The sequence below is a fragment of the Helicobacter sp. 11-8110 genome, assembly GCF_003288905.1.
Classification (GTDB): domain Bacteria; phylum Campylobacterota; class Campylobacteria; order Campylobacterales; family Helicobacteraceae; genus Helicobacter_D; species Helicobacter_D colisuis.
In genome coordinates this window covers 309,052-334,455 of the sequence record NZ_NHYL01000001.1, presented here as the reverse complement: position 1 = coordinate 334,455, position 25,404 = coordinate 309,052, and the positions used below count along the sequence as shown (strand labels likewise).

The 25,404-nt window shown below is 34.2% G+C and carries 29 protein-coding genes; 24 read left to right on the top strand and 5 right to left on the bottom strand.

Annotation, left to right across the window (positions count from 1 at the left end):
• The 11 genes from CCY98_RS01570 (at position 1) to CCY98_RS01520 (ending at position 13,975) form a co-directional block, all read left to right on the top strand.
• Entirely contained in the window at positions 1–636 is a 636-nt protein-coding gene (locus tag CCY98_RS01570) for a DNA polymerase III subunit delta' (protein ID WP_112056847.1), read from the top strand.
• Positions 637–658: 22 nt separating this feature from the next.
• On the top strand, positions 659–1,789 hold the full coding sequence (gene folP, locus CCY98_RS01565) for a dihydropteroate synthase (RefSeq protein WP_112056846.1): 1,131 nt from the start codon (positions 659–661) through the stop codon (positions 1,787–1,789).
• A complete protein-coding gene (locus CCY98_RS01560) occupies positions 1,789–2,775 on the top strand; it encodes a hypothetical protein (RefSeq protein WP_112056845.1) in 987 nt (328 codons plus the stop codon). The genes folP and CCY98_RS01560 overlap by 1 nt, the downstream gene beginning before the upstream one ends.
• 2 nt (positions 2,776–2,777) lie before the next feature.
• Positions 2,778–3,890 carry a metallophosphoesterase gene (locus CCY98_RS01555; RefSeq protein WP_112056844.1) on the top strand — a complete coding sequence of 371 codons (1,113 nt, stop codon included), beginning with the start codon at positions 2,778–2,780 and terminating at the stop codon, positions 3,888–3,890.
• A 64-nt stretch (positions 3,891–3,954) separates the two neighbouring features.
• Positions 3,955–6,342 (top strand): flagellar functional protein, encoded by a 2,388-nt coding sequence (locus CCY98_RS01550; protein WP_112056843.1) that lies wholly within the window; start codon positions 3,955–3,957, stop codon positions 6,340–6,342.
• Positions 6,339–6,563 carry an exodeoxyribonuclease VII small subunit gene (gene xseB / locus CCY98_RS01545; protein ID WP_112056842.1) on the top strand — a complete coding sequence of 75 codons (225 nt, stop codon included), beginning with the start codon at positions 6,339–6,341 and terminating at the stop codon, positions 6,561–6,563. Before CCY98_RS01550 ends, xseB begins: the two co-directional genes overlap by 4 nt.
• A complete protein-coding gene (locus CCY98_RS01540; protein WP_112056841.1) occupies positions 6,560–7,336 on the top strand; it encodes a carbon-nitrogen hydrolase family protein in 777 nt (258 codons plus the stop codon). Before xseB ends, CCY98_RS01540 begins: the two co-directional genes overlap by 4 nt.
• Before the next feature lie 85 nt (positions 7,337–7,421).
• Positions 7,422–9,269: an RNA polymerase sigma factor RpoD gene (rpoD, locus tag CCY98_RS01535; protein WP_112056840.1), complete on the top strand. Its 1,848-nt coding sequence runs from the start codon at positions 7,422–7,424 to the stop codon at positions 9,267–9,269.
• Between the two features lie 74 nt (positions 9,270–9,343).
• Positions 9,344–12,859 carry a DNA polymerase III subunit alpha gene (dnaE, locus tag CCY98_RS01530; protein WP_112056839.1) on the top strand — a complete coding sequence of 1,172 codons (3,516 nt, stop codon included), beginning with the start codon at positions 9,344–9,346 and terminating at the stop codon, positions 12,857–12,859.
• Positions 12,847–13,218: a translation initiation factor gene (locus tag CCY98_RS01525; RefSeq protein ID WP_112056838.1), complete on the top strand. Its 372-nt coding sequence runs from the start codon at positions 12,847–12,849 to the stop codon at positions 13,216–13,218. The genes dnaE and CCY98_RS01525 overlap by 13 nt, the downstream gene beginning before the upstream one ends.
• Positions 13,219–13,222: 4 nt before the next feature.
• Entirely contained in the window at positions 13,223–13,975 is a 753-nt protein-coding gene (locus CCY98_RS01520; RefSeq protein WP_112056837.1) for a pseudouridine synthase, read from the top strand.
• On the opposite strand, the gene mog is transcribed toward CCY98_RS01520, so the two are convergent.
• Genes mog through CCY98_RS01495 form a run of 5 tightly spaced genes read right to left on the bottom strand, consistent with a single transcriptional unit; the run spans position 13,972 to position 15,992 of the window.
• Complete coding sequence (gene mog / locus CCY98_RS01515; protein ID WP_112056836.1) at positions 13,972–14,502, bottom strand: molybdopterin adenylyltransferase; 531 nt, start codon at positions 14,500–14,502, stop codon at positions 13,972–13,974. The two genes, CCY98_RS01520 and mog, sit on opposite strands and share 4 nt — an antisense overlap.
• Positions 14,499–14,984, bottom strand: coding sequence for a molybdopterin-guanine dinucleotide biosynthesis protein B (mobB, locus tag CCY98_RS01510; protein ID WP_112056835.1), 486 nt, complete (start codon positions 14,982–14,984; stop codon positions 14,499–14,501). The genes mog and mobB overlap by 4 nt, the downstream gene beginning before the upstream one ends.
• Positions 14,981–15,436 carry a molybdenum cofactor biosynthesis protein MoaE gene (locus CCY98_RS01505; protein ID WP_258437847.1) on the bottom strand — a complete coding sequence of 152 codons (456 nt, stop codon included), beginning with the start codon at positions 15,434–15,436 and terminating at the stop codon, positions 14,981–14,983. Before CCY98_RS01505 ends, mobB begins: the two co-directional genes overlap by 4 nt.
• Complete coding sequence (locus tag CCY98_RS01500; protein WP_112056834.1) at positions 15,436–15,657, bottom strand: MoaD/ThiS family protein; 222 nt, start codon at positions 15,655–15,657, stop codon at positions 15,436–15,438. Before CCY98_RS01500 ends, CCY98_RS01505 begins: the two co-directional genes overlap by 1 nt.
• Positions 15,658–15,668: 11 nt before the next feature.
• Complete coding sequence (locus CCY98_RS01495; RefSeq protein ID WP_112056833.1) at positions 15,669–15,992, bottom strand: hypothetical protein; 324 nt, start codon at positions 15,990–15,992, stop codon at positions 15,669–15,671.
• A gap of 79 nt (positions 15,993–16,071) precedes the next feature.
• On the opposite strand from CCY98_RS01495, the gene CCY98_RS01490 reads away from it, so the two are divergent.
• From CCY98_RS01490 to atpA, 13 genes are all read left to right on the top strand, one after another.
• Positions 16,072–16,446 (top strand): RidA family protein, encoded by a 375-nt coding sequence (locus CCY98_RS01490; RefSeq protein ID WP_112056832.1) that lies wholly within the window; start codon positions 16,072–16,074, stop codon positions 16,444–16,446.
• Between the two features lie 91 nt (positions 16,447–16,537).
• Complete coding sequence (gene rplU, locus CCY98_RS01485; protein WP_172617271.1) at positions 16,538–16,852, top strand: 50S ribosomal protein L21; 315 nt, start codon at positions 16,538–16,540, stop codon at positions 16,850–16,852.
• A 21-nt stretch (positions 16,853–16,873) separates the two neighbouring features.
• On the top strand, positions 16,874–17,131 hold the full coding sequence (gene rpmA / locus CCY98_RS01480; protein ID WP_005021000.1) for a 50S ribosomal protein L27: 258 nt from the start codon (positions 16,874–16,876) through the stop codon (positions 17,129–17,131).
• Between the two features lie 53 nt (positions 17,132–17,184).
• A complete protein-coding gene (gene obgE, locus CCY98_RS01475; RefSeq protein ID WP_112056831.1) occupies positions 17,185–18,297 on the top strand; it encodes a GTPase ObgE in 1,113 nt (370 codons plus the stop codon).
• Positions 18,284–19,060, top strand: a complete 777-nt coding sequence (gene proB, locus CCY98_RS01470) for a glutamate 5-kinase (RefSeq protein ID WP_112056830.1) — start codon at positions 18,284–18,286, stop codon at positions 19,058–19,060. The genes obgE and proB overlap by 14 nt, the downstream gene beginning before the upstream one ends.
• A gap of 21 nt (positions 19,061–19,081) precedes the next feature.
• Positions 19,082–19,984 (top strand): methionyl-tRNA formyltransferase, encoded by a 903-nt coding sequence (locus CCY98_RS01465; RefSeq protein WP_112056829.1) that lies wholly within the window; start codon positions 19,082–19,084, stop codon positions 19,982–19,984.
• Positions 19,984–20,616, top strand: a complete 633-nt coding sequence (locus CCY98_RS01460; RefSeq protein ID WP_112056828.1) for a biotin--[acetyl-CoA-carboxylase] ligase — start codon at positions 19,984–19,986, stop codon at positions 20,614–20,616. The genes CCY98_RS01465 and CCY98_RS01460 overlap by 1 nt, the downstream gene beginning before the upstream one ends.
• Positions 20,617–20,634: 18 nt before the next feature.
• Entirely contained in the window at positions 20,635–21,420 is a 786-nt protein-coding gene (locus CCY98_RS01455; RefSeq protein ID WP_112056827.1) for an AAA family ATPase, read from the top strand.
• The gene (locus tag CCY98_RS01450) at positions 21,420–22,313 is read left to right on the top strand and encodes a ParB/RepB/Spo0J family partition protein (RefSeq protein WP_112056826.1); all 894 of its coding nucleotides are present in this window, start codon (positions 21,420–21,422) and stop codon (positions 22,311–22,313) included. The genes CCY98_RS01455 and CCY98_RS01450 overlap by 1 nt, the downstream gene beginning before the upstream one ends.
• A gap of 64 nt (positions 22,314–22,377) precedes the next feature.
• Positions 22,378–22,803 (top strand): F0F1 ATP synthase subunit B', encoded by a 426-nt coding sequence (locus CCY98_RS01445; RefSeq protein ID WP_112056825.1) that lies wholly within the window; start codon positions 22,378–22,380, stop codon positions 22,801–22,803.
• An 11-nt stretch (positions 22,804–22,814) separates the two neighbouring features.
• On the top strand, positions 22,815–23,330 hold the full coding sequence (locus CCY98_RS01440; protein ID WP_112056824.1) for a F0F1 ATP synthase subunit B: 516 nt from the start codon (positions 22,815–22,817) through the stop codon (positions 23,328–23,330).
• Between the two features lies 1 nt (position 23,331).
• Positions 23,332–23,868, top strand: a complete 537-nt coding sequence (locus tag CCY98_RS01435) for a F0F1 ATP synthase subunit delta (RefSeq protein WP_112056823.1) — start codon at positions 23,332–23,334, stop codon at positions 23,866–23,868.
• A gap of 21 nt (positions 23,869–23,889) precedes the next feature.
• On the top strand, positions 23,890–25,404 hold the full coding sequence (gene atpA / locus CCY98_RS01430; protein ID WP_112056822.1) for a F0F1 ATP synthase subunit alpha: 1,515 nt from the start codon (positions 23,890–23,892) through the stop codon (positions 25,402–25,404).

Here is a 25,404-nt window from a genome sequence, read left to right as displayed (position 1 = left end):
ATGCAAAATCATATTTTGTTAGTCAATGATCCTATTGCAGTTGCAAATCAACATTACGAGAGTGAGAACCATCAAAATTGCCGACTTTTTTGTGCTGAGGAATTAAGTATTGAGTTGGCAAGAGAGATTATTGATGAGAGTTATATTGCAGCATCTAGCTATAAATTAGTATTGATTGCGGCAAATTCTTTTAATATCTATGCGCAAAATGCACTTTTGAAAATTTTAGAAGAGCCACCCAATCAGGTTTATTTTGTGCTTTTTGCAAGAATGAAATCTCAACTTCTTCCCACTATTCGTTCAAGAATGCCAATTATTAATCAGATTAAAAAAGAAAAGCTTTTACCCTTTTCTTTGTCAATTAGCACTCTTTCTTTAAGAGATATTTATCCTTTTTTAAAAGAAAAATCTAAAGAATTTGGCACAAATCCAACACAGCTTAAAATTGAAATTCAAAGTTTATATTTAGATTGTATTAAAGAAGGCTTAAACTTTAATTTAAAAGAAATGCAGCTTTTTGAAGAGGCTTTGTTTTGGGCTGGACATTATGAAAGGATTCAGCATATTTTCTTGGTTTTACTTTTGATGATTCTTAACAAAAAGAAAGAAAAAATGCAACAAAATATCAAGGTATAAGGCGCTAAAGGAGATTTGTTAAATGGAAACTTTTATCAAGGCTTTGAACAATCCATTAAAAGAGTTAAAAGAGCTAGGTTGCGAGGAGATTGGTTTTGGGATTATGAAAAACAAAATACAAACAGATTGTTTTTATGTTTATAACTTAAAAACTCCTGCAGCACAGATTTTAAAACAGGAAGCTTTGGCTTGTGGTGGAGATTTTGCGCTTCCTAAAGATGCCATTTTGTATCAACAAGATACTTATAATGGAATCTTAATGCTTAATAAAGCACAAAGTAAAGTGTTGCTTAAAAAGCTAAAGATTCAGCCTTTTGGATTAAAAAAAGTTGCAGAAAGTCTAGAAAAACATTGGCAAAGAAAGAATTTTAAGCCAAAAATTATGGGCATTATTAATGCTACTCCTGATAGTTTTTATAAAGATTCGCAAAAAAGCACTCAAGAAGCCTATGAGCGGATTTTTGAAATGATAGAAGAAGGAGTGGATATTATTGATATTGGGGGAGCTTCTGCGCGTCCTGGAAGTGAGTGGGTTAGCAGGGAAGAAGAGATGGCGCGCATTAAGCCTATTGCGGATTTTATTGCCTGCGAAAAAATTTATGAGCGCATAGCCTTTAGTATTGATACTTATACGCCAGAAGTAGCAGATTATTGCTTAAAAAATGGTTTTGCTATGGTAAATGATATTACTGGATTCCAAAATCCTAAAATGATTGAAGTGGTTGGGGATTATGATTGCGAATGTGTGGTGATGCATATGCAAGGAAATCCAAAAGAAATGCAAAAGAATCCTCATTATAAGAATTTATTTTGTGAGATTGATAACTTTTTTAAGCAGCAAATTGAGGCATTACTAAAGCATAATGTTAAAAAAATTATTTTAGATATAGGGATTGGATTTGGCAAGACTTTGGAGCATAATTGTGAATTAATTAGAAATCTTAAGCATTTTGCGCATTTTGGCTATCCTTTGCTTGTAGGGGCTTCAAGGAAATCTATGATAGATAAAATCACCCCTTGTGATGTGGTAGAGCGATTGGCAGGAAGTTTGGCAATTCATCTAGAATCGCTAAAAAATGGAGCAAGCATCATAAGATGTCATGATACCAAAGAACATATACAAGCCCTTAAAGTTTGGAGCGCATTGCAGTAATGGAGAGAAAAGAGCTAATTTGGCAATTAGGGAAGCACGGACATTCTAAAGATTCATTAGAAGCAATGCCTTTAAATGATTTAATTAAATTGTTTAAAAAAGAAAGTAAGCAAGCAATTTTGAATTATATGCAATTAGCCAAGGAAGATAAGCAAACTGAGAATGTGATTGAAGATAATGAAGCTTTAATTGAAGCACAATTAGCAGAAATTCACCTTGCAATTAGCGGTGAAATTATTGATTTTAAGGGTTTGTATGGAAGTGTTGAGAAAATCTTTGCACAATATGGATTGCATGAAACAATAGAATTAGTTTTGACGCAAATTAGAGATGGGAGATACAAGCAAGTTACGCGTATTGTGGAATTAGCTTATCGAGCTTACCAAGAAAAGTTATTAGATACCTTAGAAAAATTATTTGAAGATTATCCACAGCAAGAGAGAATGGAGCAAATGAAGTTTTATGGATCTAGGCGAGAGGATATTCAATTTTTGCGAGAAACAATACAGGTTTTAGAAAATCAAAAAGAAAAAGAAAGTCTAAGTAAAATAGCTCAAATAAAATATGGAATCATTAAAGATTATTTTCCTGATTCTCTGTATGAAAATTATGAAGTGTATTATGAAGATGAGGAAGAAAAAAATAAGATTATAGAGAGGATTATGAAGCTAACTAATGCTTATAAAAGACCTGATTTAAAAAAGAAAAAAAGGCAGGTTTTGCAACATATTGAAAGGGTTCTGCTAGAAGATAAAGAAAGAGAAAAAGAAGAGAAAAGTTTGATTAAAAAATTCACTAAGCAAATTGGGGAAGCTATTGTAAGCGAAGATGAATATGAGTTTAGTAGTGTGGTAAAAGAAGCATTAGATAAGCTTGATGAGCGAGATGTAAGGCGTATTGTGTTAAGTTTTGATATTTCAAGCAATCCCATATTAATCCAGCAATTTAATGTCTTAATTAAAGAATCTAGGCGTTCATGGGAATGAAAATGTTTCCTCTTATTGTATTATCAGTTTTTTTGATTTTTCATTTTTTTATTTATTTTTTCTTTATTAAAAGAATCATTAAACCTAAGATTCCACTCTTGGTTTTCAAATATTTTTTGATAGCTAATTATCTAGGTGTTGTATGCTACTTTTTGGGGCGTTATTATTGGAATATGCCACAAAGTTTATATTTTTTGGTTTCACTTTCTATTGGAGTTGGGTTTATTTTATTAGTAGCAAGTTTGCTTTATCAGCCTTTATCTTTAATACCCTATTTTAGCAAAAAGAGGCGGACATTCTTACGCAATGGAATCAATGTTTTTAGCGGATTTTTTGCAGGAGGATATTTGGGGTTTGGTTTGATTGAGGGGGGAATGCAGCCAAAAGTAGAGCAAATTAATCTCCCCTTAAAAAATCTTAAAACGCCCTTTAGTGCGGTGCAGGTTAGTGATTTGCATATTGGAGGATTGATTGAAGAAAATATTGTGAGAAAGATTGTAAATCAGGTTAATTCTCTAGGAGCAGATGTTGTTTTTTTAACTGGAGATATTATTGATACAGAAGTTTCTAATGTTCCTAGGGCAATGGAGGAATTATCAAAGCTTAAAGCACCACTTGGAGTGTATTTTGTAACAGGGAATCACGAATTTTTTCATAATATTGGCGAGTTATTAGCAACGCTTAAGGGCTATGGGATACGCGTTTTGGAAAATGAAAATATTGTTTTGGTAAAAAATGGTAAAAAATTGGTGAATTTAGCTGGGGTGTATGATTTATTTGGTAGAAGAGTGGGGGTATTGGAGCCAGATTTAACAAAGGCTTTAGATAAAAGAGATGATTCTTTGCCTACAATTTTGTTGGCACATCAGCCAAAATTTGCTTTGGAAGTTGATGATTCTAAAAGTGTGGATTTGATTTTAAGCGGACATACTCATGGAGGGCAGATTTTCCCTTTTCGCTTTTTAGTGATGATTGATCAGCCTTATCTAGCAGGGTTGTATCAACACTCCACAAAAACTAAAGTTTATGTGAATCGTGGAACGGGTTTTTGGGGACCTCCGATGCGGATTTTGGCAAGATCAGAGATTACTCATTTTAAATTTGTGACAGGATAAAAAGGTTTGATAAAAAATTTAGTGCAAAAAAAGTATAATGTGAAATCAAAATTTTTGGAATGCAATGAAGATTATTAAAAAAATTACTCTTTTGCTGCTGTTGGGGGTGGATTTCACCTTTAGTTTGGAGTTTTATGTTAATAGTGGAAGAGAAGATTCAAGAGATTTTGCTGTTTTAAATATTGTTGATTCTGAGCCTTTTTCTTGCAAGGAAAAACTCAATAGAGAATCAGAAGTGGAAGAGATAGTTTGTGAATTTGAATCAAATCTCATTTCGCATTTTTCAAAAACTAACACGCTTTTTTTTAGCATTAATCCAGAAATTACAAAAGAGCGATTTTATTTGAGAATCACCCCAAAACATAAAATAAGGCTTTTTAATGTGGGTCAAGATTTGCTATCATCAAAGCCTATTTTTCAAGAAAAAGCTCAAAAATCTAGTAAGTGGCAAATTATTGGTTATGGGGGTGAGATTCCTTTTTTAGAAGAGGAAGAGAATGAGGGGCTTAATTTTCCTATTTCTTTTAATGGAGATTCTTCATATCCAAGAGTTGGAGTTTTAGATTTTGGAATGCGTCCTATGGATAATGAAGTTGGACAAGATAAGGACACTTTTTTGGCAATTCAGAATCTTTTAAAAAACAAATCTTATCAAGAGGCTTTAGCTAGAATTAATGAAATGCTGCAAATTTACCCAGAAACTATTTTTAAGCACGATGTGCTTTTTATGAAGTTAAAAGCTTTAGAGGGCATTGGGGGTGAGGAAAACTATGAAGAAATTGTTTCTTTGGGAAAGGCGTGGTTAAGCGCGTATCCAGCAGATATTCATATTCCAGAAGTTTTGTTGCTTTTAGCAGAAAACTATGCTAAGATGAATTTTTTTGAGGAAGCAAGTTATTATTATGATCGTATTTTCAAAGAATACAAAAATGATAAAAGTGAGCTTTTAGCAAGATTAAGCTACGGACAGAAAGTTTTTGAGCGCGGTGATAGAAAAATGCCTTTAGAGCTTTATCAATCAGTATTGGATCAAACGCAAGATTTAGAAGTTGCTTCTTTGGCAGCTTTGTTGCTTGGAGAATATTATCAAGAAGTGGGAGACAAAAAAAGGGCAGAAGAATATCTTAAAAAAGTGCTTGATGCTAATCCAAATTATTTCTTAAACGATATTCCAAAGCATTATGCAATATTGCAAAAATGGGCAGATCTAGGAATTTATGAAACTCCAGCAGAGGTTGCAGAAGTGATGTTTTTATCACTTAGCGATGATGCGTTGCCTTATTATCGTCCTTTGCTAAGAGATATGGCAGAGTGGTATGATAAAGCGGGTAATGTCTCCAAAGCGCATCAATATTATCAACTATTACTTAAAAAACCAAAAGATATTCAAGAAGAGAGGGAGATTCAAGCTTTAGATGATTCCTTGCTCTTAAATGACAAAGAAAGCAATGCCACAAAGCGTTTGGAGCATTATGATTATGTGATTAAGACTTACAAAGGAAAAGCAGAGGAGCAAGAAGCATTACTAAAAAAAGCACAAACACTTTATGAAATAGGAAATTATCAAGCAGTTTTTGAAATGAGAGATCTTTTACCAAAGGATGATTCTGTATTGCTTCAATCAGTTGGAGTGCTCACTCAAGAATCAATTGCTAAGCGTGATTGTAAGAATACGGCATATTATGGGAATTTATACGCACAAAAAATCCCTTTAGATTCATCAGGAAAAATAGATTTGTTTGATTGTCTTTATGAAAATCAGCAGTTTGAACCTGCGCTAAAAATCGCGCAAGAAGAATCATCAAATGCGAAGAATTCTGAAGCAAAAGAGAAGTGGCTGTATCGTTTGGGGTGGGTGGAATATCATATGCAAAATTATCCTAAAGCAATTTTGGCTTCTCGCGATGTGGTTGAAATCTCTAAGAATCCAAACCATAAAGACAGCCTTTGGGTTTTGTTTATGGCTTTGGACAAAGAGAATAGAAAAGAAGAAGCCTTTAAACTTTTGCCTAAAATGGAGGAGAGTTTGGGGGCAGATAGCAGAATGATAGAAGTCTATCGAATCATGCTTTTAGATGCTTTGGGGAGAAAGGATGATACAGCTATTAGAATCTATGCTAATAAGTTAATGGATTTACAAGAACAGCATAAAAAATATGAATATTCCCCTTGGGTGGAATTGAGTTTGGTAGAAGCGCTAAATAGAGAGGGGAAATTTAAAGAATCTTTGGAGGTATTACAAAAGTCTCAAGCGCATATTGCTACGCCTAATGATAAGATAAGGATTTTATATTTGCAAGGATATTTGAGCGATAAGCTTAATCAAAAGGCAGAAGCTATTTCTTTTTATGGGCAGTGTGAAGCTATTAACGTGCAATCAAATTGGAGAAATCTGTGCATTGAAGCAAAGAAGCTTTTAGAAGCAGAGAATACAACAAAGGAAAACAAATGAGTTATAAAGCGGTAGATGAAAAAAAAGATTTTGAAATGAATCTTAAAGAGATTGAGGAATGTTTGGAAAAATTAAATGATGAGAATATAGGTTTGCACGAGAGTATGGAGATTTATAAAAAAGGAATGGAAACTTTAAAAGAGGCACAAAAAATGCTTGAAAATGCGCAAATACAATGTAATGAAATTAAAATGCAATTTGAAACAAAGGAAGAAGAATGAAAATTGCAGCCTTGCAACTCTCTTTGGAGAAATCGCAAAAGGAAATCAAAAATTATTTAGAAGTTGCACATTTGCAAAAAGTAAAATTGATTCTTTTTGGTGAATATTTTTTTGGGTCTTTTTTTAAGACTTTAGAGCAAAGTAAAAAAGGTCAGCTTATTTCAAAAATAGAAAGTCAAAATAAAAATCTTATAGCTCTTTCCAATGAGTATCCAATGATTTTTGTTGCGCCTATTTTAGAGATTGTTGGGGCAAAGATTTATAAAAGTATTGCAATTATCAATAAAGGAAAGGTGTTAAAATACAGAGCACAGAGATTGATGCCTTATGAGCATTGGAATGAAGCAAAGTTTTTTGCAAATACTTTGCCTAAGCTTATCAAAACTCCCCCTATTTTTAATGTAGGTGGATTTAAATTTTCGGTGCTTTTTGGCTATGAATTGCATTTTGATGAATTTTGGTTGAAATTTAAGCAAAACAATGTAGATTGCGTACTTTTGGCTAGTGCTTCTACTTTTGATTCATCATTGCGTTGGAGAAATATCATTAAGATGCGCGCTTTTTTAAATAGTAGCTATATTTTAAGGGCAAATCGCATAGGACAATATCAAGATACTATCACACAAACTCTATGGAATTTTTATGGTGATTCTTTGTTGGCAAATCCTAATGGAGAAATTGATGATTGTCTAGGCGATAGAGAAGAATTGCTTATTGCTACGCTAGATAAGAAATACTTAAAAGAAATTAAGGAATGTTGGAAATTCCGCTAAAGCTTAGATTCAATAATTTTGGGTATAATCCGAAATTTTTCATAAAATATTCTACTTTTAATTTTTACTTTTTTGGAGTTGTGAAATGTCTGTAAAAAATATCAATCAGCAGCTCGAAGAGCTATTTCAGTCCGATTCTAAATATGTTTCTTATGAGAAAATAGCACAAGTTTTAACCAAACTCCCAACAGCCGCACAAGCCAAAAGAGTATCTGAGTTAGCAAAAAAATACAAAAAACAGCTTATGTCAGCTTCAGAAGTTGCAAAATTGCTCAATCAAGATGAAGCAAGAAAAATCAAAGAGGATAAAAAGCGTCTTTTAGATGAAGAACTAGAAGAAGAATTTGACTTTATGAAAGAGCGAGAGTTATTAGAATGGAGCAGAAGTGATAGCCCTGTAAGAATGTATTTGCGAGAGATGGGACAAATACCTCTTTTAACTCGTGAAGATGAGGTAGAATTAAGTAAAAATATTGAGCTTGGCGAAAATATTATATTAGATGCCATTTGTTCTGTGCCTTATTTGATTGATTTTATTTTAGACTACAAGGAAGCTTTAATTAATCGTGAAAGACGCGTTAAAGAGCTTTTTAAAAGTTTTGATGATGAGGATGAAGAGGGTGGTGAAAGCGATGAAGAGGAAATAGAAGAAGATCAAGAAGAAGAAGAGTCAGGCAAAAAACCAATTAGCAAAAAAGATCAAAAACGCGTTGAAAAGGTGCTTGTAAGTTTTAAGGCATTAGAAAAAGCCAAAAAAGATTGGCTTAAGACTTGGGAGCAAGAGCAAGGTGAAGAAAGTGGAGATATGTTATACCTTTTAACTCTTGCACACAAAAAACAATTTTTAAAAGAAAAACTTCTTGATTTAGGACCTACAAGTAAGCTTATTACCGAGCTAGTTAAGGCAATGGAGAACACTATTAAAAGTGATGAAGGATTTGATAGAGAGCTTAAGCGCTTGGAATATCGTTTGCCTTTGTTTAACGATATTTTGCTTGGCAACCACAAAAAGATTCTGGATAATATCACAGAAATGAGCAAGGCAGATATTGTCGCAGCTGTCCCTGAAGCGACTATGGTTTCTACTTATATGGAAATCAAGAAGCTTTTTCAAACGAAATTAGCTAGTGAGGGAAGCTTTGATTTAGAGCCTGAAAAGCTAAAGCAGATTCTAGAGCAGATTAAACGAGGGAAAGATATCGCTGATAGAGCAAAAACAAAAATGGCAAAGTCAAACTTGCGTCTTGTGGTGAGCATTGCTAAGCGCTATACGAATCGTGGATTGCCATTTTTGGATTTGATTCAAGAAGGTAACATAGGGCTTATGAAAGCAGTTGATAAGTTTGAATACAAAAAAGGTTATAAATTTTCTACTTATGCGACTTGGTGGATTAGACAGGCTATTTCAAGGGCGATTGCTGATCAGGCGCGAACAATTAGGATTCCTATTCATATGATAGAAACCATTAATCGAATCAATAAAATTATGCGTAAGTATTTGCAAGAAGAGGGTAAAGAGCCTGATATTGACAAGATTGCAGAGGAAGTTGGATTGCCTGTTGATAAAGTTAAAAATGTGATTAAAATCACTAAAGAACCCATTAGTCTTGAAGCACCTATTGGAAATGGAGAAGATGGAAAGTTTGGTGATTTTGTAGAAGATAAGGGCTCTGTTGGACCAATGGATAGCATTTTAAAAGAGGATTTGAAAGAACAAATTGATGATGTTTTAGATCAGCTAAATGAGCGAGAAAAAGCAGTTATTCGAATGCGTTTTGGGCTTTTAGAAGATGAATCAGATCGAACCTTAGAAGAAATTGGGAAAGAACTAAATGTAACAAGGGAAAGGGTAAGGCAAATTGAATCAAGTGCTATTAAAAAATTAAAACATCCCAAAGTTGGGCGAAAGCTTAAAAACTACATTGAAGATTAATTTTTATACTTAATGCCTTTGTTAGTATAAATGCGCTAAAATCTTGCTTATTTTTAGCATTAAAAGGTCTTAGAATGAGCAAGACTCCAGATGAAATCATAACTCCACAAATTTCTTTCACTCATTTGCACTTACATACAGAATATTCTTTATTGGATGGCTTAAATAAAATCAAAGTGCTTGCTAAGAAAATTAAAGAGCTAGGAATGGATAGCGTTGCTATCACAGATCATGGAAATATGTTTGGTGCTATTGAGTTTTACAAGGCAATGAAAGAGCAGGGAATTAAGCCAATTTTAGGAATGGAAGCTTATTTGCATAATGCTGAAGAAATTAGCGATAAAAGTAATCAACGATTCCATTTATGCTTGTATGCTAAAAATTTAGAGGGTTATAAAAATCTAATGTATCTAAGCTCACAAGCGTGTTTGTATGGGTATTATATGAAACCACGAATTAGTAAAAAAATGTTGCGTGAGCATAGTGCAGGCTTGATTTGTTCTTCTGCTTGTTTAAATGGAGAGGTGCAATGGCATCTTAATCTAAAAAAAGATGACAATAAGGGTAGAAAGGGCTATGATCGGGCAAAAGAAGTTGCCCTAGAATATAAAGATATTTTTGGAGATGACTTTTATTTGGAGCTTATGCGCCACGGAATTGAAGAGCAGCAGCTTATTGATAATCAAATTGTTCAAATCTCTTTGGAAACAGGCATTAAGATTATTGCAACCAATGACACGCATTATACCAAGCAAAGCGATTCCACTGCGCAAGAAGTGGCTTTTTGTATTGGATTTGGAAAAGATTTTAATGATCCCAATCGTATGCGACACACTGTGCAGGAATTTTACATTAAAAACCCCCAAGAGATGGCAAAATTGTATGCAGATTTTCCAGAAGCATTAGCAAATACTCAAGAAGTTGCTAATAAATGTAATTTGGAATTACACTTAGGTGATCCCACTCCGCCTAGTTTTAAATTCACTGCAGAATATGCTAAAGCTGAAAATTTGGATTTCACTCAAGATAGTGAATATTTTGCTTATAAGTGCAGAGAAGGACTAAAAAAGCGTCTTTTAAATATCCCTCAAGAAAAACATCAAGAATATCAAGAGAGATTAGAGAGAGAAATTGAAATCATTAACAAAATGAAATTCCCAGGCTACATGCTTATTGTATGGGATTTTGTGCGTGCTGCAAAAGAGCGTGGGATTCCAGTTGGACCAGGTCGTGGAAGTGCAGCAGGGAGTTTGGTAGCTTTTTGTTTAGAGATTACTAATATCGATCCGATGAAATATGATTTACTTTTTGAGCGATTCTTAAATCCTGAACGCGTAAGTATGCCTGATATTGATATGGACTTTTGCCAAAGTAGGCGTGAAGAGATTTTGGAATATGTGACAGAAAAGTATGGGCGTCATAATGTTGCGCAAGTGATTACTTTTGGTATGATGAAAGCAAAGGCTGTTATCCGAGATGTGGCAAGGGTTATGGGAATGCCTTATGGAGAAGCAGATTCCTTTGCTAAACTTATCCCAAAAGATCTTGATATTACTTTGGAAAAAGCTTATGAAAAAGAACCTAAGATTAAAGAATTAATTGAAAAAAATCCTTTAGCTAAGAAAATATGGGATTTTGCAGTTATTTTAGAAAATACCAAGAGAAATCCAGGAACTCACGCTGCAGCAGTTGTTATTGATTCAGAAAATGAACTATGGCATAAAGCACCTTTGTATCGATCTTCTAGGGATGGAATCATTGCGACGCAGTATTCAATGAAATATCTTGAAGATGTGGATTTAATTAAATTTGACTTTTTGGGTTTAAAGACATTGACTTTGATTGATGATGCTTTGAAATTAATTAAAAATCGCCATCATTTAGAGATTGATTTTTTAAAACTTGATGTAGATGATAAGAAAGTGTATGAAACCTTGCAAAGCGGTAACACGCTTGGAATATTCCAAATTGAATCAAGTATGTTTCAAGGAATTAATAAACGCTTAAAGCCAAGCACTTTTGAAGATATTATTGCAATCATTGCATTAGGCAGACCTGGACCTATGGAATCAGGAATGGTGAGTGATTTTATTGATAGAAAGCACGGAAAAGCACCTATTGTCTATATGTTTCCTGAATTAGAACCAATTTTAAAGCCTACTTATGGAACGATTGTGTATCAAGAGCAGGTTATGCAAATAGTGCAAAGAATCGGTGGTTTTAGTCTTGGAGAGGCGGATTTGATTCGTAGAGCGATGGGAAAAAAAGATGCGCAAATTATGGCGGATAATAAAAGCAAATTTGCTCAAGGTGCGCAAAAGCAAGGCTTTGATAAGGCAAAAGCAGAAGAGCTTTGGGAATTAATTGTTAAATTTGCAGGATATGGGTTTAATAAATCACATTCAGCAGCTTATGCGTTGATTACTTTTGAGACGGCTTACTTAAAGACTTATTATCCTAAGGAATTTATGGCAGCTTTACTTACTTCAGAAAAGAATGCTACAGATAAGATTGTAGAATACATTGAAGAAGCCAATAAAATGGACATCAAAGTGCTTCCACCTAACTTGCAAAAATCAGAGTTAGAATTTAGCGTTGCAAAGATTGAGGGTGAGGAATGTATTTTATTTGGATTGGGGGCTATTAAAGGCGCAGGGGAAGTGGCTATTAATATTATCTTAGAAGAGCGTAAAAATAATGGCGAATTTAAGGATTTAGAAGACTTTTTAGCAAGGATTGATCCTCAAAAAGTCAATAAAAAATCTTTAGAATCTTTTATTAAAAGTGGAGCAATGGATTGCTTTAATTATACAAGAAAAACGCTTTTAGAACAGGTGGAGATTCTAACAGAAAGTGCAAGAGTGGCACAAACGGCTAGAAAAGAAGCAGAAAATTCTCTTTTTGGAGATAGCGAGGAATTTACAAGTGTTGCATTGGAGCTTGAAAACAAAGGAGAGTTTGATAAAAAGCAGATTTTAGAGTTTGAAAAAGAAAGTTTAGGATTCTATGCTTCAGGGCATCCACTTGAAAATTACAAAGAGATTATAAAATCAATTGATTGTGTTTATACTAATCAGATTCAAGACATTGCAGAAAATAGCCATATTTTGCTAATAGGTAGCATTGAAGATGTGATTACTAAGTTTTCAAAAACAGGTAAGCGCTATGGTATTTTGAAATTACAAGATTTGTATGGAAGTGTAGAGCTGACTATTTTCGAAAAAACACTTTTGGCTTTAGAGGAAATGGATAAAGATATTCCAATTGCCGTTAAATGTATGGTTCAAGAGCAAAATGATTCAAAAAGTCTTAAAGCAGAAAAGATTCTAAGTTTAGAAGAAGCGCAAAAAGAAAAAGTGGAATTTGTAGTGCAAAAAGCTGATACAAGCGATCCTTTGATTTTATTAATTAATTCACAAATCAACAAGCAAATACTCCAAAATTTAAGGGAAGCAGCAATCAAGCATCAAGGCAAAAGGGAATTAAGGATTTTGTTTAAAACACAAACTCAAGAGTTAGAAATGGCAAGTGCGTTTTTTGTACATAGTCAAATTAAAGAAGAATTTAAAGAGTTAGAATGGATCGATTAGATTTAAGTCATTTGTCAATAGGCGCTAACTTTGAAGATGCTATTGATGTGCTTTGCAAGAAGTGCGAGAATCTCCAAAGTCAATGCGTTTGTAAAAAGAAAGAAGAAATAAGGGAGAGGGATTCTTATTTTTTATGGATTAAGGAAGAGAAGTGCAAGGGAAAGGATATTACGCTTTGTGGTGTTGTTTATGAAAGAAATGAAACAATTGTAAAAATGTTGAAGGAAATTAAAAAAACTTTGGCTTGTGGTGGTAGCTTTAAAGAGGATTTAGGAGGATATATTTTGGAATTTCAAGGGAAGCATCTAGAAAAGCTTAAAGCTTTTTTGAAAAAAGAAAAATTTAAATTTAAAAAGTAAAAATATGCGATTAAATCAATATATAGCTCATCATTCTAAGTTTTCAAGAAGAGAAGCAGATCGGTTAATTAAAGAGGGTAAAGTTTCAATTAACAAAGAAATTATCAAAGACTTTTCATATCAAGTAGATAATCGCACAAAGGTGTATGTTAATGGAAAATGCTTGAGAGAAAAGGAAGAATACACAGTTATTGTTTATAATAAACCAAAGGGTGAGTTGGTTAGTAAAAAAGATGATAGGGGGCGCAAAGTAATTTATGAATCATTGCCTAGGCGTTTTAAGGATTTTGTCCCTGTTGGTAGGCTTGATTTTGCTAGCGAAGGGTTGCTTTTATTGACAGATAAAGTGGAGGTGGCGACAAAACTAATGGAAAGTAAGCTAGAACGCACCTATCTTTTAAAGCTTTCAGGTGAGATTAAAGAAGAGGTGTTTGAAGCTATGGAAAATGGTTTGAGTTTGCAAGATGCAACACTAGGAGGGCATCAAAAGAGCAAAATTAAAGCAATGGAGTTTTCGCCTTTTCTTGGATATTGGGTGCTAAAAAATACGGCAAAATTTTCTAAAATTAAAGTGGCTATCAGTGAGGGTAAGAATCGTGAATTAAGGCGTTTTTTTGCCCATTTTAATTTAAGGGTTTTGGATTTAAAGCGTGTTGCTTATGGGTTTGTCTCGCTAAATAATCTCCCCACACAAAAAGTGCGTTTTTTGGAGAGGGGAGAGTATAATAAGTTGCATAAATTTTTAGGAGAAGATTAAGATTTTGGTCGGAAAGCTTTAATGATGTTGGGGTTAGTTTGCAAATAAGTAGCACCAATTAAATCAAGGCAATAGGGGATAGCAGGAAAAACTGCATCAAGACACTCTCGGATTGATTTTGGTTTGCCAGGCAGATTGAGGATTAGAGTTTGATTGCGGATTCCTGCTGTTTGGCGTGATAGAATTGCTGTTGGGACATATTTGAGGCTAGTTTGTCGCATAAGCTCTCCAAAACCTGGTAGTATTTTTTGGCATACGGCTTCTGTGGCTTCGGGCGTTACATCTCTTATTGCAGGTCCAGTTCCACCTGTAGTAACGATTAAATCGCATTTTTCAATGTCGGCTAATTCTATGAGTTGAGATTTGATTTGTTCTAAATCATCGCCAATTAAACGATAGACACTCTCCCAAGGGGAAGTAAGATATTCTTTGAGCGTGTCAATAATAGCCTGTCCTGAAATATCCTCATAAATTCCTGTACTTGCTCTGTCTGAAAGAGTTAGAATACCTATTTTTGCTTGATTCATTTATAGTCCTTAATATTTATGTTAATCCAATCTAGAATTTCTTGAGGGTTGTTTAAATTCAAAAGTGGAATATTTTTGGGCAATGAATCTTTGTTGATTGAATCATCAATGGCTAAAGCATTGCTAAAGGGCAAAAAGCGCTCATCAAAGACTTCTCTGGCAACACAGATTCTAGGTAAAGGCAATTCCTTTAATCCCTCCACAAAAAGATAGTCGCAATCTCCAAACTTTTGGATTAATGATTCTAGGCTTAAGTTTTGATGGAATCTTAGTGTGGTTTGTGTAGGACTTAAGATAGCAATATCCGCACCTGTTTTATAAAAAATATCAGAATCTTTGCCTTCTGTGTCAATGGAAGCTTTATTTTTTGGATCGTGTTTGACAATGCAAACGCGCTTTGTAGGGGGTAAAAGAAGAGAAAGTTTTTGGATAAGTGTGGTTTTTCCGCTGTTGGAGTTTCCGCTAAAGGCAATGGCTTTCATTGTAAGATTCCACTAAAAGGTAATTTATAACTTCGCTCTTTTGCATAGATTCTTGTTCCATTTTTTAAATCATATTTCCAAATGGGAGCTTTATGTTTAAAATCTTCGATAAAATCTTCAAAAACTTCTAAACAAGCGCGTCTTTTTGCGCTAAAGATTCCAGCCATATAAGAGCTTTGATGATTAAAAACATCGCCCCTAGAGTGTGCCATTTTTAAAAATACGCCATTTTCTAAAACTTTCTTATTCCAATCCAAAAACCACTGCTCCAAAAGTGGCTTATAAATATCAAAACTTAATCCATCACACCCATTTTCTGCGCGCACAATCCCTGTAAAAATACTATTGGCACCTAGGTTGTTTTGAGAAGCAAAATCATACCATTTTTGATAAATTTTGGCTGTATCTAAAGCCCCATCAAAAATTTCTAAACCCATTATTTTAGTGAGCATTATCCACCACACACTGGAGGTAAAATCACTACTTTATCTCCATCTTTTAAGGGGGTATCTAGAGATTGTACAATTTCATCATTTAAAGCAATAGCACAATCTTTAAGCCAATTTTGTATTGCAGAATCTTGTTGTAATTCTTTTTTTAGGGCATAAAAATCTTTGGCATTGCTTGTGAATTTTTGATTTCCAAGTGGTCCTAGTAATTCAACTTCAATCATTAAAATCCTTTCTATAAAAGCTCGATGTATTCTTCATTCATATGATAGGGGGGCGTTTTCTCTTTTTTGGGGGGGTTTGGCGCTTGGGGTTTTGGTGTTTGTTTTCTTTGTGGTGTTGTTGCGACAATCTTTCCTGTTCTTGCATCCACCATAAAAGCCGTTCCTTTTGGATATTTTTGCATTTCTCTTTGAAGTGATTTGTCAAAATTATCTAGTGGAGTAATTTGTAATTTTGGTTTGGGACGGAATTTGACAAAGGTATCAGCATAAAGATAAGAGGATAATGCAGTAGCGCAAAATGATAGAATTAAGGGCTTTAAAAAAGTTGATTTCATTTCCGAAATTCCTTTTGTTTTGAAATTAATTTGTTATAATTCTATAATATTTTAAGAACAAAGTAAAGGAGAAACCATAATGTTAGAGATTACAGCAACCAAAAAAGCACCTCAAGCAATTGGTCCTTATTCGCAGGCAATTAGCGCAAATGGAATGGTTTATACTTCAGGTCAAATTGGGCTTACACCAAGTGGAGAATTAGTTCAAGGTATTGAAGCTCAAACAAGGCAAGTTTTAGAGAATCTTAGCGAGGTTTTAAAGGCTTCTAATAGTAGCTTAAAGCAAGTTATTAAAACAACTATTTTTTTAAGCGATATGGAGTATTTTGGTATTGTTAATGAAATCTATGCGGAATTTTTTGGAGATCATAAACCAGCTAGAAGCACGGTGGCTGTAAAAACTTTACCAAAAGATGCGTTGGTTGAGATTGAGTGTATTGCATTACAAAATTAATGTTTTATTAATAAAAGAAAGAGTAGAATCCGAGCTTTTATTATTCTTTAATAAAAAACAAAAACTTCAAAATAAAATGTAAAGGAATTGTATTATGTATGCAATCATTCAGAATGGAGGCAAACAATACAAGGTAAGCGAAGGCGATATTTTATTGCTTGATTGTTTAAACCTTGAGCCAAAGTCAAAAGTTGAAGTCAATGAAGTTTTAGCTCTTTTTGATAACGGAGATGTGAAACTTGGAAGCCCTTATGTAAGTGGCGCTAAAGTGGAATTAGAAGTTATCAATGAAGGAAGAGGTAAAAAGGTTATTACTTTTAAAAAGCGTAGAAGAAAAGATAGTAAAACCAAAAGAGGTTTTAGAAGAGATTTTACGCGTGTTCGTGTTATTAAAATTGCGGCATAGATTGCTACATAAGGAGTAGAAATGGCACACAAGAAAGGTCAGGGGAGCACCCAGAATAATCGCGATTCAGCAGGACGCCGTTTAGGTGTGAAAAAATTTGGCGGACAATTCGTTCGTGCAGGAAATATTATTATTCGCCAAAGAGGCACAAAAGTTCATCCTGGAAATAATGTGGGAATGGGTAAAGATCACACTATTTTTGCATTAATTGATGGGATTGTTTCTTTTGAGAGAAAAGATAGAAATCGTAAAAAAGTTTCTATTTACCCTGCTTCTTAAAATACTTCATAAATCCCCTTTTGGGGATTGAATTTTCCAGTTAAGGTTTTCTTATGTTTGTTGATAGAGTTGAAATCTTTGTATCCTCAGGCAAAGGTGGAGAAGGCGCCGTATCTTTTCATAGGGAGAAGTTTGTCATCAATGGTGGTCCTGATGGTGGAGATGGCGGTAAGGGTGGAAATGTTTATTTTATAGTAGATCGCAATACTGATACACTTTCTCATTTTAGAGGACACAAACATTTTAAAGCGCAAAATGGAAAGCCTGGGCTTGGAAGAAATAAATATGGAAAAAAGGGCGAAGATTTAGTGATTAGTGTTCCACCTGGAACGCAAGTGTTTGATATTGAGAGTGGTGAGTTGTTGTTGGATTTGGTTGAAGAATCTAGCAAGATTTTATTCTTAGAAGGCGGCAAGGGTGGTTTGGGTAATGTGCATTTTAAAAGTGCTACCAATCAACGCCCAACTTATGCGCAAAAAGGAATGCCTGGAACTGAAAAAAAGATTCGTCTAGAGTTAAAATTAATTGCCGATGTTGGATTAGTTGGCTTTCCTAATGTTGGTAAATCCACTCTTGTTTCAGTGGTTTCTAATGCTAAACCCGAAATTGCCAATTATGAATTTACCACTTTAGCCCCCTCTTTGGGGATTGTAAATTTAGGAGATTATCATTCTTTTGTAATAGCAGATATTCCTGGAATTATCAGTGGAGCAAGTGAGGGGAGAGGTTTGGGGTTAGAGTTTTTGCGGCATATCGAAAGAACGCGATTCTTGCTTTTTGTGCTTGATATAGCTAATTATCGTTCAATAGAAGAGCAATTTATGATTTTAAAAGAAGAGTTAGAAGAATTTAGCACACAACTTGCTAAGCGACCTTTTGGAATTATGCTCTCAAAGAGTGATGCTAAAAGCAATGCAAAAGGAGAAAAGACCGCTATTTTGACTGATTTTTTAGCGCATTTAAATATAGCTTTAAAGCCACATCAAGAAATTCCTGATTGCTATGTGCAAAAAAGCAAAGAGAATTTCGAAGAACATGATTATTTAAAGCCGATATTTGTGATATTGGCTTCTAGTGTAAATGGGGAGAATATTAGACCGCTTAAGCATTTACTTTATGAATCGCTAAAAGAAGTAAAAAAGGAATGCACTAATGCAGAAAAGTAGAGTGGTGATTAAAGTTGGTAGCGCCCTTTTAGTTAAAAATCAACTAATTGATAAAGAAAGAATGGAGGCTTTAGCAAGTTTGATTGCTAAATTGCGCCAAAAATATGAAGTGATTCTAGTAAGTTCGGGTGCAGTTGCAGCAGGTTTTACAAAAGTAAAGCTAAGCAAAGGAGATTTGGCTAACAAACAAGCCTTGGCAGCCATAGGACAGCCTTTGTTAATGCAGACTTATGCTGAAAATTTTGCTATTTTTGGGATTGCTACAGCGCAGGTTTTGCTTTCTGCTTATGATTTTGATTCGCGCAAAAGAACTCAAAACGCTAGAAATGCGATGGAAGTCTTATTGCAAAATGAAATTTTACCCATTATCAATGAAAATGATGTAACAGCAACAGGTGAGTTGTCCTTGCTTTTGGAATTTGGGGATAATGATCAACTCTCTGCCCATGTTACGCATTTTTTTAATGCGGATATTCTTGCGATTTTGAGTGATATTGAAGGTTATTATGATGAAAATCCAAGTATTAATCCAGCAGCAAAAATCTATCCCAAAGTCTCTGAAATTTCTGCAGAAACCTTAAAAGAACAAGCAACACCCAACAATGCTTTTGCAACAGGTGGGATAGTCACTAAGCTAAAAGCGGCGGATTTTTTATTACAGAATCATCGCAAAATGTTTCTCTCAAGTGGAAAACGCTTGGAGGTTTTAGAAAAGTTTTTACTAGAGGGAATTCAAGTAAGTGGGACTTTGTTTGAAAAATAAGCATAAAGGGGGAATTAGATAGTGAATATTGTTTTTATGGGAACTCCTTTGTATGCTGCGACGATTTTAGAATCGCTACTAAAAAAACATACTCTTAAAGCACTTGTTTGTCAGCCAGATAAAAAAGCAGGGCGAGATATGCACTTAAAAATGCCTGCTACAAAGGAATTATTATTGCAAAGAGATTTGGGGATTCCTATTTTTCAGCCTGAAGTTTTAGATGAAGGGTTTCTTGAAGCATTAAAGCAAATTGATTTTGATGTGATTGTTGTTGCAGCCTTTGGAAAGATTTTGCCCAAAAGTATTTTGGAGCTTGCCCCTTGTGTTAATTTGCACGCTTCAATATTGCCAAAGTTTCGTGGTGCTAGTCCGATTCAAGAAAGTATTTTAGAAAATGAGAGGTTTTTTGGCGTAACTTTAATGCAAATGGAAGAGGGTTTAGATAGTGGAGATATTTTAGGTTTTAGAATCTTAAAAAATAGGGGACAGAATGCAAGGGAGCTATTTGGTGAGCTTTCAGAAGCAGCTGCAAAATTGACTTTGGATTATCTTGAGAAATGGAAAGAAATTGTCCCCCTAAAGCAAAGTAATGCTGATGCAAGTTATTGCAAGAAAATCAAAAAAGAAATGGGAATGGTGGATTTTAGCGAAGCAAAATCGCTTTATCTTAAAGCATTAGCTTATGAAGGGTGGCCAGAGATTTTTTTGCAAAGTGGCTTAAAACTTAAAAAAGTCTTTTTAAATGAAAATGAAAGCGCTAATAAGGCAGGTGAGATTCTAGAGATTTTAGAAGATAAGATTTTGGTGGGTTGCCTTAGGGGTAGTATTTGGATTCAAGCTTTACAAGCCCCCTCTAAAAAGATGGTAAATGCTTATGAATATTTGCAAGGTAGAAGGCTAAAAAAGGGTGATATTTTAGAATAATGAAAATTCTAACTTTTGAATCTTTGCCCTCAACGCATCTATTTTTGAGTGAGAAAATTAAAACTGGAGAGCTAAAAGCTCCTATTTTGGTCGTAGCTCATCAGCAAAATTCAGGCATTGGTAGTCGTGGAAATGTATGGAGCGCTGTAAAGGAGGGATTGTATTTTTCTTTTGCGATTACAGAGAGGGAATTACCTAATGATTTGGCTATTGAATCTGTTTCGATTTATTTTGGTTATCTCTTTAAGGAAGTCTTAGCAGAGCTTGGTTCTCAAGTCTTTTTGAAATGGCCTAATGATTTATATCTTGGTGAAAAAAAAATCGGTGGTATTCTTTGCACAAAAATTTCACAAAATATTTTAGTGGGAATTGGTTTAAATTTAGTGGTAGAGGATTCTGCATTCGGCGCTTTGGACATTTCAGTCTCCAAAGAACAAATACTTTTTCTTTTTATTGAGAAGATAAAAATTTACACATGGAAGCAAATTTTTAGTAAATATAAGTTAGAATTCTCTAGAAATTTTTATTATAACTTTCACTATCAAGGTGAGCAGATTTCTCTAAAAGATGCCAAGCTTTTGGAAGATGGTTCGATACTTTTAAAGGGTAGAAGAATCTATAGTCTAAGATAACAATAAACGGAGCGAAAAATGTGTGAAGTGATTTGTATAGCAAATCAAAAAGGTGGGGTTGGAAAAACGACAACAGCAGTGAATCTTGCAGCTTCTTTAGCGGTAGAAGAAAAGAAAGTTTTGCTAATTGATGCTGACCCTCAAGCCAATGCAACAACGAGTTTAGGATTCCACAGAAATGACATAGAGTATAATATTTATCATGTTTTAATCGGAACCAAACAGCTTTCGCAAATTATTCAAAAAACTTCAATCCCGACACTTTTTTTAGCTCCTTCAAATATTGGCTTAGTAGGAATTGAAAAAGAGTTTTATAGCCAAAAGCGTAATGGAAGGGAATTATTATTAAAAAAGAAAATAGAAGAAGTGGGGAGTTTGTATGATTATATTATCATTGATTCTCCACCTGCCTTAGGACCTTTAACGATTAATGCGCTAAGTGCTTCCCATTCTGTGATTATTCCTATTCAGTGTGAGTTTTTTGCGCTTGAGGGATTAGCACAATTGCTTAATACTATTAAGCTTTTAAGAAAAGAGATTAATCCAGACTTAAAAATCAAGGGGCTTTTGCCAACGATGTATAGCGGACAAAACAACCTTTCAAGGCAGGTTTTTACAGATTTGTTGCAGCATTTTGAAGGGCAACTAATCAAAAATGATACCAAAGATGTGATTGCAATTCCACGGAATATTAAGTTAGCCGAATCACCTAGTTTTGGGAAGCCTGTTATTTTATATGATGTGCGCTCTCAAGGTAATATTGCTTATCAAAGTCTTGCAAGAGCGATTTTAAAGAGGGCTTAATGGCAAAAAGTGCAGGCTTAGGGCGTGGATTAAGCGCTATTTTGGGGGAAGTAGAAGAGGCTTATCAGAATAATTTAAATGATAATTCAGGTTTGGTAGTTGAAATTGATATTGATAAAATAAAAGCCAATCCCTTGCAGCCTCGCAAAGTATTTGATGATGAGAGTTTGCAAGAATTAGCCGATTCAATTCAAGAATATGGTCTCTTGCAACCGATTTTGGTCTATGAGGATAGTGGAAAATCTGATGAATATTTTTTGATTGCAGGTGAGCGGCGTTTGCGCGCAAGCAAAATTGCAAAAAAAGAAACAATAAAAGCTATTGTTGTAGATGTGCAAGAGAAAAAGTTACGCGAATTGGCTTTGATAGAAAATATCCAAAGGGAAGATTTAAATCCGATTGATTTGGCACAATCTTATAAAGAATTAATTGATGAGTATGGAATCACGCACGAAGAAGTTGCCAAGCGACTCTCAAAGTCAAGAGCACAGATTACAAACACTCTGCGCCTATTGGATTTGGAAAATGAAGTCCAAAAATATATTATAGAAAACAAAATTTCACAAGGACACGCTAAGATTCTGATTACCCTGCCAAAAGAGAAGCAATTAATGGTGGCTGATTCGATTGTAGGACAGAAGTTGAGTGTTCATGAAACTGAAGCGATTGTAAGGAATATTAAAAGTATTAAGTCTAATGATAAGGCAAAGAAGGATTTATCAAAAAAAAATGTAATAAGTTTGCAATCTCAAAATGAATTAATGAAAATCTGTCAAATGATGCAAGAAAATAAATTAAAGGTAAAATTGCAAAAAAAATATTTTATTGTGGAGTTTAGTAACGATGAGGAGGTGGAAAGGTTTATTAAATTTTTACCAAATTTAAGTTTTTAAGAAAAACTTAGAAAAAGTCGTGATAGAATAAAAATGTTATTTATATTTAAATAAAGGAGTGCAAATGACTATTATCCCAACTCCTTGGGTAATGGCGCTAGTTTTTTTTACTTTCCTTATTTTGATTTACTTGCTGAATCGCATTTTGTACAAACCTTTGTTAGGTTTTATGGATGCAAGAGATTCATCAATAAAAAAGGATAGTGAAGGTATAGAAGGTAATGCGGCGGATGTAAAAGCATTAAAAGCGGAGGCAGAGGTGATTTTGCAAAATGCAAGGCAGGAAGCAAGTCTTATAAAAAATAAGGCGCAAGAAAATGCTAAACAGATGGCAGATGCAAAAATTACGCAAAAAAGGGAAGAGTTGAATCTAAAATACAATGAATTTACAGCAATTCTTGAAGAAGAGAGAGAAGAACTTAAGAAAACATTGTTGTCTAAAATTCCTCTTTTTGAAGAAAGCTTAAAAGCTAAAATGGCGAAATTGTAGGAGGGGAAATAATGAAAAAAAGTTTTTTGTTTTTGATGGCAATGTTTTCTCCTTGCATATTGTTGGCGGCATCTGGTAGTGGTGAAGTGGATATTGTTGAGAGAACGATTAACTTTGTTATCTTTTTTGCGCTAGTTTATTACTTTGCAGCAGAAAGGATTAAAGGTGTTTTCAAAGAAAGGCGAGAGGGTATTGCAAATTCTTTAGCCAAGATTCAAGAAAAACTTCAAGAATCGAAAAAAGAGCGACAAAAAGCAGTTAATGAATTAGACGAAGCTAAAAAAATTGCAAAAGATATTGTAGAAGTAGCACACAAAGAATCAGCAATTATTTTGCAGAAGGCAGAGGAAAATACAAAAGCAGAAATTGAAAACTTGATTCGTCAATTTAATGAGAGTATGACATTTGAGAGAAGAAAAATGGAAAAGCTGATTATTGATGAAGTTTTAAAAGAGTTTTTAAGCAAAGATTCTGCAGTATTGCCTAAAGATGTCTTAACTCAAGCTTTATTGAGAAAGGTTGCTTAAGATGAAAGAATTGATAGCAAAAAGATATATTAGGGCATTTTCTAAGGATGCGCTAAAAAATGAACTGGAAAAGGATTTAGAATTTTTAAGCATTCTTGCAAATGCTTATCAAATTTCTAAATTTAAAGAAATCATCGAATCGCCTTATGTGGAGATTTCTAAAAAGGTGGAGTTTGTTTTGCAAGTTATTTTGGAAAATAAGGCAACACAAAGATTTTCTAATTTTGTTAAAGTTTTGGCAGAACATAAGCGCTTGAACTTGTTCCAAGAGTTGTATGCTGAATTGTTTTCTTATATAGCTTCTTTAAATAAGGAATATATTGCCAATCTAAAAGTAAATGAGAAATACGATGAAGTAGTATTAAAGGATATACAAGGTCAGTTTAGCAAAAAACTAGGCGTTAATTTGATTCTGAAGCAGGAGATTGTAGATGAAGTTGGAATCAAATTGATTGTGGAGGATTTAGGCGTTGAAATTTCCTTTTCCCAAGAGAAATTTATTCAAGACTTAAGAAGTCATATTATGAAAGCATTTTAATTTTTTTATGAAGGAGTAAGAGTGATAGCAAAGTTACAAGCTGATGAAATTAGTTCTATTATTAAAGAAAGAATAGATAATTTCGAATTGGATTTAAATATTGCGCAAACTGGTAAGGTTATTGCATATGCTGATGGTGTAGCAAAAGTTTATGGACTTAAAGATGCTATGAGCTATGAAATGGTTGAGTTTGATACAGGGGACAAAGGTCTTGCATCAAGCTTGGAAGAAGGCAGCGTGGGTGTTGTTGTCTTGGGTGCTGGAAAAGAGATTAAAGAGGGCACTTCAGTTAAGAGACTCGGTAAGCTTTTGCGTGTTCCTGTTGGAGATGACTTGATGGGAAGAGTGGTTAATGCTTTAGGTGAGCCCATTGATGGTAAGGGAGCAATTGAAGCAAAAGAATTTAAATTCATGGAAGAAAAAGCTCCTGGGATTATGGCAAGAAAATCAGTTCATGAGCCACTTCAAACGGGTATTAAGGCAATTGATGCATTAGTGCCAATTGGTAGGGGTCAAAGAGAGTTGATTATTGGTGATAGACAAACAGGTAAAACAACAGTTGCAATTGACACTATTATTAATCAAAAAGGACAAGATGTTGTTTGTATTTATGTTGCCATAGGACAAAAAGAATCCACAGTAGCGCAAGTGGTGAGAAAACTAGAAGAACATGGAGCAATGGAATATACAATTATTGTTAATGCACCTGCTTCTGATTCTGCTGCGATGCAATATCTTGCGCCTTATGCGGGTGTAACTATGGGAGAATATTTCAGAGATAATGGTAGACATGCTTTGATTGTTTATGATGATTTAAGTAAGCATGCAGTTGCTTATCGTGAAATGTCATTAATTCTAAGACGCCCTCCAGGTCGTGAAGCTTTCCCTGGAGATGTTTTCTATTTGCACTCAAGACTATTGGAGAGAGCTGCAAAGGTAAGTGATGAATTGGGTGCTGGTTCTCTAACGGCTTTACCAATTATTGAAACACAAGCAGGAGATGTGGCTGCGTATATTCCTACCAATGTTATTTCAATTACTGATGGACAAATTTTCCTTGAAACAGATTTGTTTAACTCGGGTATTCGCCCTGCGATTAATGTGGGTCTTTCTGTATCTCGCGTGGGTGGTGCTGCACAAATCAAAGCTACCAAACAAGTTTCAGGAACTTTGAGATTGGATTTGGCTCAATATAGAGAATTACAAGCTTTCGCACAATTTGCTTCAGATCTTGATGAATCAAGTAGAAAACAACTTGATAGAGGACAAAGAATGGTGGAAGTTTTAAAGCAACCTCCTTATTCTCCATTGCCAATTGAGAGACAAGTTGTAGTTATTTTTGCAGGAGCAAGAGGCTTTATGGATGATATTTCTGTAGCTAATATTACTAAATTTGAAGCAGATTTATATCCATTCTTAGAGGCAAAATATCCACAAATTTTTGAAGATATTCGATCTAAGAAAATGCTTGATAAGGATATTGAGGAAACTCTAAGTAGAGCTTTAGAAGAGTTTAAAGCTAGTTTTATAGCATAA